The 16027-nt window shown below is 57.9% G+C and carries 13 protein-coding genes, 2 tRNA genes and 1 riboswitch; of the genes, 5 read left to right on the top strand and 10 right to left on the bottom strand.

Features of this window, described 5'->3' with window-relative positions; genetic code table 11:
* Nucleotides 1–3: 3 nt before the first annotated feature.
* The 5 genes from kdpC to DWW03_RS03415 all read right to left on the bottom strand — a co-directional run bounded on the left by kdpC (nucleotide 4) and on the right by DWW03_RS03415 (nucleotide 6135).
* Complete coding sequence (gene kdpC, locus DWW03_RS03435) at nucleotides 4–573, bottom strand: potassium-transporting ATPase subunit KdpC (protein WP_118406317.1); 570 nt, start codon at nucleotides 571–573, stop codon at nucleotides 4–6.
* A gap of 15 nt (nucleotides 574–588) precedes the next feature.
* Nucleotides 589–2631, bottom strand: a complete 2043-nt coding sequence (gene kdpB, locus DWW03_RS03430; protein ID WP_022061624.1) for a potassium-transporting ATPase subunit KdpB — start codon at nucleotides 2629–2631, stop codon at nucleotides 589–591.
* Nucleotides 2632–2644: 13 nt separating this feature from the next.
* Complete coding sequence (kdpA, locus tag DWW03_RS03425; RefSeq protein WP_022061625.1) at nucleotides 2645–4336, bottom strand: potassium-transporting ATPase subunit KdpA; 1692 nt, start codon at nucleotides 4334–4336, stop codon at nucleotides 2645–2647.
* Between the two features lie 4 nt (nucleotides 4337–4340).
* On the bottom strand, nucleotides 4341–4421 hold the full coding sequence (locus DWW03_RS03420) for a potassium-transporting ATPase subunit F (protein ID WP_015546182.1): 81 nt from the start codon (nucleotides 4419–4421) through the stop codon (nucleotides 4341–4343).
* Nucleotides 4422–4800: 379 nt separating this feature from the next.
* A complete protein-coding gene (locus DWW03_RS03415) occupies nucleotides 4801–6135 on the bottom strand; it encodes a sigma-54-dependent transcriptional regulator (RefSeq protein ID WP_022061628.1) in 1335 nt (444 codons plus the stop codon).
* A 488-nt stretch (nucleotides 6136–6623) separates the two neighbouring features.
* Between DWW03_RS03415 and DWW03_RS03405 the strand changes: the two genes are divergently transcribed.
* On the top strand, nucleotides 6624–7757 hold the full coding sequence (locus DWW03_RS03405) for an acyltransferase family protein (RefSeq protein ID WP_022061629.1): 1134 nt from the start codon (nucleotides 6624–6626) through the stop codon (nucleotides 7755–7757).
* A 95-nt stretch (nucleotides 7758–7852) separates the two neighbouring features.
* Here DWW03_RS03405 and DWW03_RS03400 read toward each other — a convergent pair whose 3' ends face one another.
* The 3 genes from DWW03_RS03400 to DWW03_RS03390 all read right to left on the bottom strand — a co-directional run bounded on the left by DWW03_RS03400 (nucleotide 7853) and on the right by DWW03_RS03390 (nucleotide 9970).
* Nucleotides 7853–8992: a site-specific integrase gene (locus DWW03_RS03400; RefSeq protein WP_118406315.1), complete on the bottom strand. Its 1140-nt coding sequence runs from the start codon at nucleotides 8990–8992 to the stop codon at nucleotides 7853–7855.
* 179 nt (nucleotides 8993–9171) lie between these two features.
* Nucleotides 9172–9244: transfer RNA gene (locus tag DWW03_RS03395), tRNA-Gly, on the bottom strand.
* A gap of 123 nt (nucleotides 9245–9367) precedes the next feature.
* Complete coding sequence (locus tag DWW03_RS03390; RefSeq protein WP_022062380.1) at nucleotides 9368–9970, bottom strand: nitroreductase family protein; 603 nt, start codon at nucleotides 9968–9970, stop codon at nucleotides 9368–9370.
* A 94-nt stretch (nucleotides 9971–10064) separates the two neighbouring features.
* On the opposite strand from DWW03_RS03390, the gene DWW03_RS03385 reads away from it, so the two are divergent.
* From DWW03_RS03385 to DWW03_RS03370, 4 genes are all read left to right on the top strand, one after another.
* Nucleotides 10065–11051: an acyl-CoA reductase gene (locus tag DWW03_RS03385; protein WP_118406314.1), complete on the top strand. Its 987-nt coding sequence runs from the start codon at nucleotides 10065–10067 to the stop codon at nucleotides 11049–11051.
* A gap of 56 nt (nucleotides 11052–11107) precedes the next feature.
* Entirely contained in the window at nucleotides 11108–11623 is a 516-nt protein-coding gene (locus DWW03_RS03380) for an IS1096 element passenger TnpR family protein (protein WP_022062382.1), read from the top strand.
* Nucleotides 11613–12518, top strand: a complete 906-nt coding sequence (gene miaA / locus DWW03_RS03375; protein WP_118406313.1) for a tRNA (adenosine(37)-N6)-dimethylallyltransferase MiaA — start codon at nucleotides 11613–11615, stop codon at nucleotides 12516–12518. Before DWW03_RS03380 ends, miaA begins: the two co-directional genes overlap by 11 nt.
* A 42-nt stretch (nucleotides 12519–12560) precedes the next feature.
* Nucleotides 12561–12646: transfer RNA gene (locus DWW03_RS03370), tRNA-Leu, on the top strand.
* An 87-nt stretch (nucleotides 12647–12733) separates the two neighbouring features.
* Here the strand turns inward: DWW03_RS03370 and eptA are convergent.
* Nucleotides 12734–14272 (bottom strand): phosphoethanolamine--lipid A transferase EptA, encoded by a 1539-nt coding sequence (eptA, locus tag DWW03_RS03365; RefSeq protein ID WP_022061715.1) that lies wholly within the window; start codon nucleotides 14270–14272, stop codon nucleotides 12734–12736.
* Nucleotides 14266–15465 (bottom strand): hypothetical protein, encoded by a 1200-nt coding sequence (locus DWW03_RS03360; RefSeq protein WP_147344285.1) that lies wholly within the window; start codon nucleotides 15463–15465, stop codon nucleotides 14266–14268. Before DWW03_RS03360 ends, eptA begins: the two co-directional genes overlap by 7 nt.
* 270 nt (nucleotides 15466–15735) lie before the next feature.
* Nucleotides 15736–15933: riboswitch (cobalamin riboswitch) on the top strand.
* The last annotated feature ends 94 nt before the right edge of the window (nucleotides 15934–16027 follow it).

The raw sequence follows: 16027 nt of genomic DNA, 5'->3' as shown, positions 1-16027 counted from the left end.
CGATTAGTTTTCGTTCAGTTCTTCCAAAGCGACGTTCAGGCGCAGCACATTGACCTTCTCCGTGCCGAAAAGCCCCAGCCACGGTTTTTGGGTCAGCGAGTCGACCAGATGCCGTACCGTAGCGATGTCCAGCCCGCGGGCCTCGGCTACGCGGCGCACCTGCGCCTGCGCCCCGCGGGGCGAGATGTCGGGGTCGAGGCCCGAGCCGCTGGCCGTGACCATCTCGGCGGGAACCTCCGCACGCGAGAGGTAGGGATGCGCCGCGAGAAAGTCCTGCACGCGCTGTTCCACCCCGGCGAGGTGCTCGGGGTTGGTCGTAGCCTTGTTGCTGCCGCCCGAACCGCCGCCGTTGTAGTCCACGGCCGAGGGACGGCTCCAGAAATAGCGGACATCGGTGAACCGCTGCCCCACGTTCGCCGCGCCGACGACCTGTCCGTCGAGCGTTACCACGTCGGCCTCTCCGCCGTTGGGGCCTGCGACGGCCGACACGCCGCGCAGCACGAGGACATATCCCACGCCGAGCACGATACACATCGCCAGCGTTATTTTGAGTGAAATCCAAAGGTTTTTCATAGTTGAAGCAATGCTTTAAAAGAATACACTTATTAACATGTCTATCAGTTTGATGCCGACGAACGGGACGATCACGCCGCCGAGTCCGTAGATAAAGAGGTTGCGGCGCAGCAGGGCCGAGGCCCCGATCGGTTTGTAGGTCACGCCGCGCAGGGCCAGCGGGATGAGCAGCGGAATGATCAGGGCGTTGAAGATCACCGCCGAGAGAATGGCGCTTTCGGGCGAGTGGAGGTGCATGACGTTCAGCGCGCCGAGCGACGGAATCGAGGCGATGAACAGCGCCGGGACGATGGCGAAGTACTTCGCGACGTCGTTGGCGATGGAGAAGGTCGTGAGCGTGCCGCGCGTCATCAGCAGCTGTTTGCCGATCTCGACGATCTCGATCAGCTTCGTGGGGTCGTTGTCCAGGTCGACCATGTTGCCCGCCTCCTTGGCGGCCTGCGTGCCGCTGTTCATGGCCACGCCCACGTCGGCCTGCGCCAGTGCCGGGGCGTCGTTCGTGCCGTCGCCCATCATGGCCACCAGCTTGCCCGACTGCTGTTCGCGGCGGATGTATTCGAGCTTGTCCTCGGGACGGGCCTCGGCGATGAAGTCGTCGACGCCGGCCTTCTCGGCGATGTATTTGGCCGTCAGCGGATTGTCGCCCGTGACCATCACGGTCTTCACGCCCATCCGGCGCAGCCGCTCGAAGCGTTCGCGGATGCCCGTCTTGATGATGTCCTGCAACTCGATGACGCCCGTGATCCGTTCGTTTTCGCAGACTACGAGCGGTGTGCCGCCGTTTTCGGAGATGGTGCGCACGGTGGCTGCGATTCCGGCCGGGCAGGGGTTTTCGTGCTCGGCGGCGATGCGGAAGATCGCTTCGGCGGCTCCCTTGCGGATGCGGCGTCCGTCGGGCATGTCGACGCCCGAACACTTGGTTTCGGCGGTGAATTTCACCATCCGCACGCCGACCATCGTCACCGGGTCGGTGCGGACCCCTTCGGCGGCGCCCAGCTCGACGACGGATTTGCCTTCGGGGGTCGGGTCGGCGACGGACGAGAGCACGCACATGCGCACGAAAGCCTTGGGGGCGATGCCGTCGGCGGGATGGAAGCGCGTGGCCTTGCGGTTGCCGATGGTGATGGTGCCGGTCTTGTCCAGGAGCAGCGTGTCGATGTCGCCGGCGGTCTCGACGGCCTTGCCCGACTTGGTGATGACGTTGGCCCGCAGGGCGCGGTCCATGCCGGCGATGCCGATGGCCGACAGCAGGCCGCCGATGGTGGTCGGGATCAGGCAGACGAACAGCGAGATGAACGCCGCGACGGTGATATTGGCCCCCACATAGTCGGCGAAGGGCTTGAGCGTGGCGCAGACGATGACGAAAACGAGCGTGAACCCGGCCAGCAGGATCGTCAGCGCGATTTCGTTGGGCGTCTTCTGGCGCGAGGAGCCTTCGACCAGGGCGATCATCCGGTCGAGGAAACTCTCGCCGGGCCGCGCGGTGACTTTCACGAGAATGCGGTCGGAGAGGACCTTCGTGCCGCCCGTGACGGAGCTTTTGTCGCCGCCCGCCTCGCGGATCACCGGGGCCGATTCGCCCGTGATGGCGCTTTCGTCGATCGACGCCAGGCCCTCGACGATCTCGCCGTCGGCGGCGACGGTGTCGCCCGCGACGCACTCGAACAGGTCGCCCTGCTTCAGTTCGGAACTGCTGACGATGTGCGACTGTCCGTCGGGTTCGATGCGTTTGGCGGGGGTCTCCTCGCGGGTTTTGCGCAGCGAGTCGGCCTGCGCCCTGCCGCGGGCTTCGGCGATGGCCTCGGCGAAGTTGGCGAAGAGCACCGTTAAGAGAAGTACGGCGAAAATCACGAGGTTGTAGAGCAGCGAACCCTGCGACGTGTCGCCCGTCACGGCGATCCGGACGATCAGCAGCAGCATGGCGAAGGTGACGGCCTCGACGGTGAACATGATCGGGTTCTTGATCATCTGCCGCGGGTCGAGTTTCGTGAACGAAGCGCGAAGGCTCCGGCGCAGCAGGACAGGATCGAAAAGCGAGTTATTTTTGTTTCGTTTCATAGCGGTAACAGGATTAGAAGGTCAGGTAATCGGCGATGGGACCCAGCGCCAGCGCGGGGAAGAACGAGAGGGCCGCAACGATGATGATGACGGCGAAGGTCATCAGCGAGAAGGTTCCCGTGTCGGTGCGGAGCGTGCCGGCGCTCTCGGGAATGCACTTCTTCGACGCCAGCAGTCCGGCTATGGCGACCTGTCCCACGATCGGGAAGTAGCGGCCCATGATCAGGGCGATGCCCGTCGAGATGTTCCAGAACGGCGTGTTGTCGGCCAGTCCCTCGAATCCCGAGCCGTTGTTGGCCGCCGAGGAGGTGTATTCGTAGAGCATTTCGCTCAATCCGTGGAACGAGGGGTTGTTCAGCCACCCTATTTCGGGGTTCGCGGCGGCCACGGCGGCCGAGATGCCCGTGCCGACGAGGATCAGGAAGGGATGCAGCAGCACGACCAGCGTGGCGATCTTCATCTCGCGCGCCTCGACTTTCCGGCCGAGGAACTCCGGCGTGCGGCCCACCATCAGTCCGCTGATGAAGACGGCGATGATGAGGAATGCGAAATAGTTCATCCACCCTACGCCCACGCCGCCGAACCAGCAGTTGATCTGCATGTTGAGCATCTGGAGCATGCCGCTCAACGGGGTCTGCGAATCGTGCATCGAGTTGACCGAACCGTTCGACGTGACGGTGGTCGTCATGCCCCACATGGCCGATGCGGCCGAGCCGATGCGGATCTCCTTGCCCTCCATCGAACCGAGCTCCTGCGAGATGCCCATGCCGTCGATCTGCCGGCTGCCGCCCGTCTCCTGCCAGACGGAGAGGAAGACGCCTGCGGTATAGGCCAGGAGCATCACGCCGAAAATCCATGCCGCGAGCCTGCGTCGGCGCGTGTAGAACCCGAAGGCGAAGACCATCGCCATGGGCAGGATCAGGATCGACCAGCATTCGAGGATGTTGGTGAAGGCGTTGGGGTTTTCGAGCGGGTGCGCCGAGTTGGTTCCGAAGTAGCCGCCGCCGTTGGTTCCCAGCTGTTTGATGGGCACGATGGCTGCGGTGGGGCCTTGCGAGATGACCTGTTCGGCGCCTTCGAGCGTCGTGAGCGTTTGCTTGCCGTCGAAGGACATCGGCGTGCCGTTGATGACGAGCAGGATGCCGACGGCGAGCGACAGCGGCATCAGGATGCGCGTCACGCTCCGGGTGAGGAAGACCCAGAAGTTGCCGATGGTCTTCGTCGTTTTGCCCGCCAGCGCCTTCATCATTCCGGCCATGGCGGCCATGCCGCAGGCGGCGGTGACGAACTGGAAGAGCATGATGACGAACAGCTGCGTGAAGTAGGACAGGCCCGTCTCGCCGCTGTAATGCTGGAGGTTGCAGTTGACCATGAACGAGATGCAGGTGTTGAACGCCAGGTCGGGCGACTGTCCCGGGTTGCCGTCGGGGTTGAGCGGCAGCCAGCCCTGGAAGACCAGCAGCAGCATGCCCCAGAAGAACCAGAAGAGGTTGACCGTCAGGAGCGCTTTGAGGAACTGTTTCCAGTTCATCTCCACGGCCGGGTCGATGCCGCAGAAGCGGTAGATGCCCCGTTCGACGGGAGCCATGAAGTCGAGCCACGTGCGTTCGCCGCGGTAGACTTTGGCAATGTAACGCCCCAGCGGGTAGCAGAGCGTCACCAGAAGGGTCCATTGCAGGATTACGCCTGAAATTTCGGTATTCATCGGTTCAGAATTTTTCGGGTTTGACGAGCACGTACATCAGATAGACGAATCCGAGGATGCTCAAGATAAGGAGACTTGTAAACATAGGGCGTCAGATCTTTTCGAACCAATCCACACATTTGAAATAGAATCCGTAGCACAGCGCACCTAGGGCGCAGAGCAGCAGGAACAGCATGATTTCATTCATCTCTTCGTTTTTTTGAATTAGACATTTTTTTCACGAACCCGCACAGCATCAGGTCCAGCAGCAGCATTGCGCCGCAGAAAATCAGTAGGAGGATAACGATTGCCATTTTGCCGTCGGGGTTTGTTGCCCGTAAGCATACGAAGGGGATGCCGGAATTTATGCTCCGGATTCAATGCGTTGACAGGCAGTTGTTTGCCGGATAGGTATGGGCGCCGAAAAAGAGGGCCGCCTTATCATTTTGATAGGGCGGCCCTCTCGGAATGAGACGGTGAGGGGCTTATTTCACCCCGTAGCCGTCGAGTTTGCGGTATAGCGTGGCGATGCCGATGCCCAGCAGGCGGGCGGCTTCGGCCTTGTTGCCCCGGGTGTGTTCCAGCACCCGGAGAATGTGGCGGCGTTCGAGGTCGTCGAGCGCCAGCGAATCGGGGTCGGCGGAGCCGGCCGCCGCGTGGAATTCGGGCGCGAGGCAGTCGGCCGTGAGCCGGTTGCCGTCGGCCATGATCATGCTGCGCTCCACGGCGTTGCGCAGTTCGCGGACGTTGCCGTGCCACGTGTGGCGTTCGAGAGCGGCGATGTAGTCGGCGTCGATCGAGTCGATGCGACGTCCCATTTTGTCGGCGAACTGCGCCGCGAAGACGCGGATATATCCGGCGATGTCGCCGGGCCGCTCGCGCAGCGAGGGAAGGTGGATGCGGAACACCGAGAGGCGGAAATAGAGGTCCTCGCGGAAATTCCCGGCGGCGATCTCCTTTTCGAGGTCGCGGTTCGTGGCGGCGATCAGGCGCACGTCAACCCGTGTGGGGCGTGTTTCGCCGATCTTGATGAATTCGCCGCTTTCGAGCACGCGGAGCAGTTTGGCCTGCAATTCGACGGGCATCTCCCCGATCTCGTCGAGGAATAGCGTGCCTTTGTCGGCCTCTTCGAAAAGGCCCTTCTTGTCCTTGGCGGCGCCCGTGAAACTGCCGGCCCGGTGGCCGAACAGTTCGCTTTCGAGCAGTTCGCGCGAGAAAGCCGAGCAGTTGATCGCCACGAAAGCCCCCTTCGCCCGGCGGCTGGCGTGGTGGATGGCTTGCGCGAAGACCTCCTTGCCGGTTCCCGTCTCGCCGGTGAGCAGCACCGAAGTGTCGGTGACGGCGACCTTGCGGGCCAGGTCCACGGCCCGGCGCAGGACCTCCGAGTCTCCGACGATCCGGTCGAAGGAGTGCTCTTCGGAGAGCTTGTTCTCGATGCGGGTCAGCCGCCGCTGCATTTCGGCCTTTTCGGCGGCCCGGCTCAGCAGGGGCAGGATCTTGTTGTTGTCGTCGCCTTTGGTGATGTAGTCGAAGGCGCCGTTCTTGATGGCCTGCACGCCGTCGGGGATATTGCCGTAGGCCGTCAGCAGGATCACTTCGGTGGCCGGCGCGGCCTCCTTGATGCGGCCGACCATCTCGACGCCGTTGCCGTCGGGCAGCTTGACGTCGCACAGCACCACGTCGGGGTCGTACCGGCGGAGCGTTTTCATCCCCGAAGCGCAGTCCGGAGCCTCGGCCACCTCGTAACCTTCCAGCCCGATGATCCGCGCCATCAGCCGCCGCAGCTGCTCTTCATCGTCGATGATCAGAATTTTCGCCATGTCGTTCGCTCGTTCCGTTCTTTCGGGCAAAGGTAAGACATTTTCGGCTTGCGCCGCTGCGGTATGACCGGATTTTGTTGTTTTTTGAATAGTCGCCGCCCCCCCCCCGATTTCGGGCCGGAATCCCGCAGAACACCGTGCGCGACGCCTACTGTTACCTGTACGACCTCTACCCCACGCTTTGCGGTCTGGCGGGTATCGGGGTCCCGGCCACCGTGAAGGGAATTTCGCTGGAGGAGACCCGGAAAGCTGGACTGGAAGCAGGTGGTGCAGGTGAATCCCTGACGCCCGCAAGCCGCGGAAAATCCGAAAACGGGGAGCCTGGACAAAATGGCTCCCCGTTTCCGTTTTGAAAGCGGCTATATTTTAGTATCTTTGGGGCCGGAACGACAATTTTCAGTCGGAAGGCTCCGCCGAACCGGGTGTATCCGGTTTGACATCCGTCCGGCTCTTTACGATCTTTACTTCTCCCAAACATACGAAAGCCGATGTCAAAAATCTCATCAGCTGCATTTGCAGACACCAAACCGCACTACGACATACTCGACGGATTGCGCGGCGTAGCGGCGATCATGGTCGTCTGGTTCCATCTGTTCGAAGCCTATGCGACCAGCCATCTCGACCAGCGGATCAACCACGGCTATCTGGCCGTCGATTTTTTCTTCATACTTTCGGGTTTCGTCATCGGTTACGCCTACGACGACCGCTGGAAGAAAAAGATGTCGGTAAAGGATTTTCTCAAGCGGCGGTTGATCCGTCTGCATCCGATGGTCGTCATGGGGGCCGTGATCGGGGCCGTCATGTTCTATTTTCAGGGCTGTTCCGTCTGGGATGTCTCGGCGGTGTCCCTATCCATGCTGCTGACGGCCACGCTGCTGAACGCGCTGCTGATTCCGGCGACGCCCGGTTCCGAAATCAGAGGGCTGGGTGAAATGTATCCGCTCAACGGCCCGAGCTGGTCGCTGTTTTTCGAGTATATCGGCAATGTCCTCTACGCTCTCTTCATCCGTAAGCTTCCGACCCGGGCGCTTTCCGTGCTGGTGCTGCTCGCCGGCTGCGGGTTGGCGGCGTTCGCCGTCTGGGGACCCCTCGGCGACATCTGCGTCGGGTTCGCCATGGACGGGGACAACATGCTCGGCGGCTCTCTGCGCCTGCTGTTCGCCTTCTCGGCCGGACTGCTGCTTTCGCGTGTGTTCAAGCCCGTGCGGATTCGGGGCGCGTTCTGGATCTGCGCCCTGGCGATCGTGACGCTACTTTCCGTGCCGCGCATCGGGGGAAGCGAACATTTGTGGATGAACGGGCTGTACGACACCCTGTGCGCCGTAGTCCTCTTTCCGCTGCTCGTCTGTCTCGGGGCTTCGGGAAAGACGACGGACCGAGTGACGACCCGGGTCTGCAAATTTCTGGGGGATATTTCCTACCCGCTGTACATGGTGCACTACCCTTTCATCTACCTCTATTATGCCTGGGTCAAGAACGAAAACCTCACCTTCACGGAGTCCCTGCCCGGCGCCCTGGCGCTCGTCGCGGGTTCTGTGATATTGGCTTATCTCTGTCTGAAACTCTACGACGAGCCTGTGCGCCGGTTCCTGACCGACCGCTTTTTGCGCAGGGAGAAATAGACACTGTTTTTTAAGACCAAAAGAGGTGTGTGCAATGTTGACACACAGCTCTTAATATTTTATCTTTTTCATTTTCGCCAAAATTTACAGTTCCTTCACGATAAATCGGAATGACCGAGCGATTCGGAAATGATGGCAATATTCACTCCCGAACGCTTCAAGACCGTTGCGAACGTGTGCCGAGCGACATAGGTAGTCAGTTCGATTTTCAGCCCCAATAATCGGCTCCACTCGTGCAGGGCCTTGTTCCCGTGTTTCAGCACCTTGCGCACTCGGTCGTAAATCTGTTGCTCGGTCTTGTGTATGCGGCGGTCGAGTATCGGGAAAATATAATCTTCGTCCGCATGGTCGGATTTGGCGTATTTGCCGATAATCGCTTTCGACTGCTCCGAGAGGTGGCAGGTCATCTCCTTGCTGGTTTTGTGGCGGGCATAGTAGATTCTTTCCTCGTCCATGTCGCAGTAACGCAGGGTGGCGATGTCTTTGAAATTGATGCCTGCCGAGAGGTATGAAAACAGGAAAATGTCCCGTGCGAAATCCAGATAGGCCGAACCGTCGGCGAGTATCTCCGCCTGCATCAGCCGTTGCACCTCCTCCTTGCGGATGGCGCGTTTGCGGGTGGCTGTCCACAACCGTCCGATTTTGAATTGCAGGAACGGACTGTGCGGCGTGGTGAAAATCCCCTCGGCAAGAGCCTTGTTATAGACGGCTTTCAGAACGCTGAATTTCGTGGCTATCGAATTGCTCTTGTTCCCCTTTTTCATTAGGAACAGTTCGAAATCACGCAGGTAGCCGACCGTAATTTCGTCGAAACGGATATTGGTCGAGCGGAATTGTTGCAGGAGTGAGAACGTGACCTTGTGTTTCGATGCCGAGCCGATTTTACCGACTGATTCCAATTGTGTAATCGTGCGGCGGAAATATTCGGCTATCGTGCAATAGACCCTCCGCCCGTCGGTTTCCAGCACGTTGTCCAGCGTTACGGGAACCTCCAACGCTTCGAGCCGTTTGATGCGCTTGTCGTATTTCTCGATTTGCTCGTAAATCCGCAGCTGAACGGCGGGATTCTGCGTTTTAAGCGTTTGGGTATCGAAATCCCAATCGTCGGCGGGGATATTGATTCCCGTGCTTACATAGCGGCTGCGACGATTGACGGTAAAACGCAGGTAGATGTTCGTGGTGCGATTTTGATTGATGCGGTCTTTTCTGCAAATGGCATTAATGCTGACACTCATAATGTTGCGGCATTATGCAGACAAGCGCGAACGGTGTTTTACCGCCGTAAAACATGGTTAAACAAATGGTAAAACATTCTTCGGAAAACGGCGCGAAAAAGGCATTATGGAGAGTTTCATTTCGCACCCGCAAAAAGAAAAACGAGCGATAATTCATTGATTATCACTCGTTTGTCGTGAGCGGAAAACGGGACTCGGACCCGCGACCTCAACCTTGGCAAGGTTGCGCTCTACCAACTGAGCTATTTCCGCAAAAGCATGTTTCGTAATTGCGAGTGCAAAGGTAACTAAAAAATTCGAAACTCCAAATTTTTCCAATGTATTCTGCAATTTTTTTTACGATATGCCTGCCGCCGGGAGCTTCTACGGGAGCTTCTATTTGAATATCCGTATGCGCTCTTCCCAGGGCTTGAAACTCTTTTCCTGCGGCTCTCCGCCCGGCGTTCCGAACGGCATCTGGGCGATCAGCCGCCACGCTGCGGGCAGATCCCATTGTTCGCGCACTTCTTTGTCGATGAGCGGGTTGTAATGCTGGAGCGACGCGCCGAACCCGGCGTCTTCGAGCATCGTCCATACCGCCAGCTGGTGCATGGCCGAGGTGTGCTCCGACCAGATCGGGAAATTGTCCGCATAGGTCGGGAACTGTTCCTGCAGTTTCCGCACGACGGTCGTATCCTCGTAGTAGAGCACCGTGCCGTATCCCGATGCGAAACTGCGGTCGATCTTCTGCTCCGTGGCGACGAACGCCTCTGCGGGAACGATGGCTTGCAGGGTCCGTTTCACGATCTCCCAGAACGCTTTGTGCTGTTCGTGCAACAGGAGCACCAGCCGCGTCGACTGCGAGTTGAAGGCCGACGGGATGTGTCGTATCGCAAAATGAATGATTTCCTCGATCTTTGCGTCGTCGATCGGGGATTCGGGGGTCAGTTCATAATAACTGCGCCGGTGTTGCAGCGCGTCTTTCAAATTTCTCTCCATAGTCGTTGGCATGTTATTGTATGCCCTTTCGCAAAAATAGCACAACTTTTGGAAAAATGTGCGGATTACAACGTGAAATAGTATCTTTGTAGCCATGAAAAACATGATCGAAACATTTTCCGCATTGGGCGCGCGCCTGCTCGGTTTCGGCGATGACGATGCGACGCGCGCGGTCATTGACTCCGCCTGCCGTGCCAACGGCTGGTTTACGCCCGCCGACATCCGTCGTGCGGTGCGCGCGATTGCCTGCGACATGCTGCAACGCGAAAAGCTCGAGGCGTGGCTGGCGGACTACCCTGCCCTTCCGGTTGCGGAGCCGCGGCGCGTGCTGGTCGTCATGGCCGGAAATATCCCGCTTGTTGGTTTTTTCGACCTGCTGTGCGTGCTTGTGAGCGGCCACGGTTGTCTCGTGAAGCCCTCCGCCAAGGATTCCGTGCTGATGGAACATGTCGTGGGGCTGCTGCGCGAAATCGACCCTTCCGCGCCGGTCCGCCTGTACGACGGAACGTCGCCCGTCGACGCCGTGATCGCCACCGGCAGCGACAACGCCAACCGCTATTTCCGGGCGCATTACGCCGGCATTCCCTCCCTGCTGCGGGGCAGCCGCCAGTCGGTAGCCGTGCTTTCGGGGCGCGAGACGCCGGAACAGCTTGCCGGACTGGCCGACGACATCTGGGCCTATTCCGGGCTGGGGTGTCGCAGCGTGTCGCTGATTTTCGCGCCGGAAGGATATGAACCTGCGCTTCAAATACCGCCTGTAAACGATAAATATATAAACAATTACAGGCAGCAGCGCGCCTTGCTGGAAATGCAGGGACGGCCGTTTGTCGATCTGGGATGCGCCGTGGCTGTCGAGCAATGCGCCTTTCCGGCGGCGTTGAGCCGGATCGCCTATGCGCATTACGCGACGTTGGACGAAGTGGTCGCATGGCTTGCCGGGCATGACGGTGAACTGCAATGCGTCGTCACCGGGTGTCTCCCCCACAGCCGCCGCGCCGGTTTCGGCTGCGCACAGTCTCCGGCCCTGACCGATTATCCCGACGACCGTGACGTTCTTGCGTGGCTTGCGGCGTTGGATTGACAAAAAGTGTTATATTTGGTGTCGTAACGAAACAATATTCTAAAAATACTACTGCAATGTCGATGGTTTTCCGATTCCGGATGTTGAGCGACGAAAACGACAATTTCGTGCGTGATTATGAGGCGATGTACGACATGACGCTGCTCGATTTCCATGATTTCATCCTTCAGTCGCTTGAGTACGAGCCTTGTATGGCTTCGTTCTTCACGGCCGACGACCGCTGGGAGAAGCAGCGCGAATTTACGAGCGTGGAGATGGACGACGGCTCCGGGGACGCTCCCGCGGCGATGGAGAGCGTAACGCTCGGCCAGGTCATCCACAACCGCCGCGACCGTCTGATCTATCTCTTCGACATGTTCGGCGACCGTGCTTATTTTCTGGAACTTACCGGAACCTTCGAGGCCGAGAAGGGCGCTTCCTATCCGCGTGAAATCTATGCGCAGGCCGCAGCTCCCGACCAGTACGATCCGTCGAAAACGCGCGCGGAGGACGATGACGGGTCGATTTTCGGCGAAGTGATGAGCGAATTCAGCGATTTCGAGGGCGACGATAATTACGACGATGAGTACTAAACGGCTGCTGGTCATCGTCGGGCCGACGGGTTCGGGCAAAACGGATTTGAGCATCCGTCTGGCCGGCCATTACGCCGCTCCGATCCTTTCGACCGATTCCCGGCAGGTTTACCGGGGGATGCCGATCGGCACGGCGCAGCCCACTTTCGATCAGCTTCAAGCGATTGAGCATCATTTTATTGCCTCGCACGATATAAAGGATTACTTGAGTTGCGGGGAATACGAGGTGCAGGCCCTTGCGCGGCTCGAAAAACTTTTTGCCGGCCACGATTACGTCGTTGCCGTCGGCGGCGCGGGGCTGTATGTCCGGGCGTTGTGCGAAGGCATGGACGACCTGCCGCAGGCCGACGAATCGCTGCGCGAGGAGATGGATCGCTGGCTGGCGGAGGAGGGACTCGGAGCGCTTGCCGAGAAGCTCCGGGAGCTGGACCCGGAGTATTACCGGATTGTCGACCTCAACAATCCGGCGCGTGTCGTGCGGGCATTGGAGGTATGCCTTCAAACCGGCATGCCCTACTCCCGGCAGCGTACCGGCATACGGCGAGCGCGTCCGTTCGAAATCGTGAAAATCGGCGTCGACCTGCCGCGCGAGGAGCTTTACGACCGCATCAACCGCCGGGTGGACCGGATGCTTGCCGACGGTCTGGAAGCCGAGGCGCGGGCGCTGTACCCCTACCGGGAACTGAATGCGTTGCAGACGGTCGGCTACCGCGAGTTTTTCGATTACTTCGACGGGCGTATCGGCTATGACGAGGCCGTGGAGCTGATCAAACGCAATTCGCGCCGCTATGCCAAGCGGCAGCTCACCTGGTTCCGCCGCGATCCGGAAATCCGCTGGTTCCGGCCCGACGACGATGCGGCGATGATAAATTACATAGATTTTGGCAAATCGTAAATATTTTCGTACTTTTGCCGGCGTCTTTCGGCGAAAGACTGCGCCCGGATGGTGGAATCGGTAGACACGCCGGACTTAAAATCCTGTGGCCAGTAATGGCCGTGCCGGTTCGACCCCGGCTCCGGGTACAGGAAAAATCGCTTAATTTGTTGGTTATGACAAGTTAAGCGATTTTTTTGATTGTTCCCGCATGTGAAAATATGCTCTTGGGTGGGTTATCTTTTGTGAGATGGCTGGAATATATCCAATGATTCGTCATAGATCGGGCTGTCGATCCCGAGGAATGACAGGACGCTGTGAAAGACATGATACTGCCCGACCTTTTTCTCCGGATCTATTTCCAGCGCTTCATCCGATGTCCACACGATGAACGGAATCTCGATCTGTTCCTTCGGCGCGACAAGTATGGGCACGCCGTGCATATACAGATTCCCCTCGCCGAGGGACTCTCCGTGGTCGGATACGAAGATCACGCAACTGCGCCTTTGGGGAATCCCGCGAAGAATTTCTATTACGGAATGAATGAGATAATCCGTGTAGACGATGGTGTTGTCGTAGGCATTCATCAGCTCCTTCGGATCCGCTTTGGACATCTCCACCGTAGTGCATACGGGACTGAACACCTCGAACTCCGGCGGGTATTTCTTATAGTACGTGGGGCCGTGGCTCGTGCTGGTATGGAGTACGACGAGCATCTTGTCCTTGCTGCCGGAGAGTATCTCTTCGCGGAGGCCTGCGAGCAGAATGCCGTCGTACCTGTCGTCGGCTTCGGGATTCCGCTCCTTGAGCTCTTTCGGCTTGTAGTATTTGTCGATATGTACGGGAGGCTCTCCCCAATTGTTGCTGCGCCATACCACATCCACGCCGCTGCGGTTGAGATAGTTCGGAAGGATTTCGTAAAGTTTGTTGGACGGCTTATGGTCGAGAATGGCCTTCACGCCTGCCGTGGTATAGGTCGCGGCCGCATCTGCAATCAGTGCGGTCACGCTGTCTTTCTCCAGAAGCGGATTGGTCGGCTTGCCGTATCCGTATAAAGAGAAATTCTCCCTTCTGGCGGATTCTCCTATTATCAGCACGCATACATCCTTGCCGTCGGAAACGATCTTCGCGTCGGGCAGGGGAATCTCTTTCCGGTTCTGCTTCTTTACGGAATTATAGTAGCGTACGGAATTGACCGTATACGACCACGGCATGACCAGGCTGCCGAGCTTGGGCGCGTTGCGGTCGATCCACGGCCAGTTCTGCATATTGACCAGCGCGATGGCCAAAGAAACCGCCAATGCGATGCCCGTGCGGGCGAAAAAACGCTTCCAGCTTCCGTAGTCGAACCGCCTTGCAAAAATGTAGATGCATGGAACCACCCCCAGGAAGAGGAGATACCATACGGCAGACCATGAAAAGAATCCGGAAGCCTCCGAATACCGGGTGTTGAATACGTTCCCCATCATCTTGTCCGTGATGAGCACCTGGTATGTGTTTATGAAATAGAGGCTTATGGCATTGCCTATGAATGTGAAGGCAAGGATACACTTTCCGGCGAAGCGTCCGAGAAAGAGCACGAGGTAATAGACGAGAAAATTGAGCGCGAACATCAGCACGCCCAGCCCTCCGGTGATCAATACGCCGTTGAAGCCCCCTTCGATGTTGCCGAGCACCAGCCGGAAGAACGGCCAGTGGAACGCCACGAGCGTAAACAGGCTGAGTACCGAAGATATGCGGGTGAGGTCAGTCTTTTCTTTCAGAAATTTTACCATTTGATAACTGTTTTATAAAATGTAAGGATCACTCCCGCGCATAGGACAAGAAGCGTAAAGTTGAAAAGAATCGTCAACGGGATGTTTACCGTATGCGCCGGAGCCATATAGGGAGTTTGTGCCACGGAAGCGTCGTATCGTGCGAACGGATTGGTGTAGATCACCTCTCCGTCGGGAAAGTAGGCCGTAATACGTGCGTAGGGGTCATTGTCCCTCATGGTATAGCTGGCCGCGGACGAGTTCCGGGCCAGCGACAGAGTGGTGTGATCCTGCCCCGTCACCTTGATACTGTCCGCCTGGCGCGACAAGGCGATGTAGATCGTTTCGCCGTCGAGTCCGATCTTCTCGACCGACGGCAGATTCCTGTTTCTGGCGTATTTCACCTCCCAGTCCCCATGTCCGTAGTCGGGAATGCGCATCGCATAATAGCACCCTCCGAGAAGCGTTTCCTTTATGTCTTCATACCTCGCCGACGGACAATGCAGGAAATTGCACCTCACGGCAATGCGGCTGGGTTTGTCGGGGTAGTGTAGGTCGTCGTTGGCCAGCCCGAAACTGTAATGCCCGGCGCTGAGGGCCCAGTCCCAGTACTCGTTTTCGGTGCTCTTTCCGCTGTCGAGTTCCATGATCCTGTAACCGCCGAGTTTTTGCATGTGGCTTTTCGACGTGCCCGTCGTTCTCAAGGGGTGATTCATCTGGATGAAATCGGACTCCTTTCCGAGCAGGTCTAACTGGAATTGTTTTTGGGAAGCGAAAAGCGGGATCAAATGATCGAAGCGGTTGACTTCGTCGCAACCGAATACCAGCTTATGGTATTTGAATAGGTTGATACCGTGTTCGTAGACATTGACCTGCAACAGGGAATCGTACGGATGTAGGGTCAATTCATTGTGATTCGAGAATGTTACGATGTCATATCCGAATTTCCGGTAGGCTTCATCGGTTTCGGCCGGCCAATATTCGCACTCGTTCAGGATGCCCTTTACGCGCGTATGCGTATGAAAATTGGCTCGTTTCCAGCATATGTCGGATTCCCCCCCCCGGTATGGGTTAAAAATGTCGGGGCCGCTGAAGGGTTTAGCCTCACTGAAATCATATACGGGGCTTACGCTTGTCACAAAGATTGCCAGCAAGGCGATCAGTATGAGCGAGACGATGGTTTTGCCCAATGCGACCGATATTTTTCGCAGCATGTAAATCAAAGTTCGTTCATTTGGATGCAATGCGTTTCCCATAAATTAATGGCTGAAGATAATTGCTGCAAAGTTAACAAAAATGCGGCAAGAGCAAAAGGGAAAATAGATGTGTAGAAACGACTGAATTCGGATTTGGTACATTAAAGTAATATTGGGGATGTTTTTGCGGGTGGAAGCGCAAGCCGGAATGGGATCCTTTCCGGCGCTTTCTGGCTGCGGTTGGTGAAAATAATCCGCGATTTCGGGCGGTTTCTCGGAAAGAAGCGTTATCTTTGCCGCAGGTTTGGTACTCTCCTTCCCGGGCGTGGAAGAAGAGTGAAAAGGGAATCGGGTGCAAATCCCGGACAGTCCCGCTGCTGTGAAACTCCGTGAAGGCTCCGAACATCTCGCCACTGGCCCGCAAGGACCGGGAAGGCTTCGGAACAGGAGCAAGTCAGAAGACCTGCCAGGCCGATTCGACGTCAGGAAGCCCCGGGGGATGGGTATTTGACATCGGGTTATGTAATGCTTATTGTTTTATGTCGGACTTTGCTGCCGGGTGCTGCGCCTTTCGGCAGGC

The organism is Alistipes sp. AF14-19 (assembly GCF_003461645.1).
Lineage (GTDB): Bacteria > Bacteroidota > Bacteroidia > Bacteroidales > Rikenellaceae > Alistipes > Alistipes shahii.
Note: the sequence above shows the minus strand (reverse complement) of the source record. Positions and strands in the feature narration are given on the sequence as shown.

Coding starts and splice junctions, on each gene's coding strand:
- kdpC (WP_118406317.1), bottom strand. CDS start 573: ATGAAAAACCTTTGGATTTCACTCAAAATAACGCTGGCGATGTGTATC.
- kdpB (WP_022061624.1), bottom strand. CDS start 2,631: ATGAAACGAAACAAAAATAACTCGCTTTTCGATCCTGTCCTGCTGCGC.
- kdpA (WP_022061625.1), bottom strand. CDS start 4,336: ATGAATACCGAAATTTCAGGCGTAATCCTGCAATGGACCCTTCTGGTG.
- DWW03_RS03420 (WP_015546182.1), bottom strand. CDS start 4,421: ATGTTTACAAGTCTCCTTATCTTGAGCATCCTCGGATTCGTCTATCTG.
- DWW03_RS03415 (WP_022061628.1), bottom strand. CDS start 6,135: ATGGCGAAAATTCTGATCATCGACGATGAAGAGCAGCTGCGGCGGCTG.
- DWW03_RS03405 (WP_022061629.1), top strand. CDS start 6,624: ATGTCAAAAATCTCATCAGCTGCATTTGCAGACACCAAACCGCACTAC.
- DWW03_RS03400 (WP_118406315.1), bottom strand. CDS start 8,992: ATGAGTGTCAGCATTAATGCCATTTGCAGAAAAGACCGCATCAATCAA.
- DWW03_RS03390 (WP_022062380.1), bottom strand. CDS start 9,970: ATGGAGAGAAATTTGAAAGACGCGCTGCAACACCGGCGCAGTTATTAT.
- DWW03_RS03385 (WP_118406314.1), top strand. CDS start 10,065: ATGAAAAACATGATCGAAACATTTTCCGCATTGGGCGCGCGCCTGCTC.
- DWW03_RS03380 (WP_022062382.1), top strand. CDS start 11,108: ATGTCGATGGTTTTCCGATTCCGGATGTTGAGCGACGAAAACGACAAT.
- miaA (WP_118406313.1), top strand. CDS start 11,613: ATGAGTACTAAACGGCTGCTGGTCATCGTCGGGCCGACGGGTTCGGGC.
- eptA (WP_022061715.1), bottom strand. CDS start 14,272: ATGGTAAAATTTCTGAAAGAAAAGACTGACCTCACCCGCATATCTTCG.
- DWW03_RS03360 (WP_147344285.1), bottom strand. CDS start 15,465: ATGCTGCGAAAAATATCGGTCGCATTGGGCAAAACCATCGTCTCGCTC.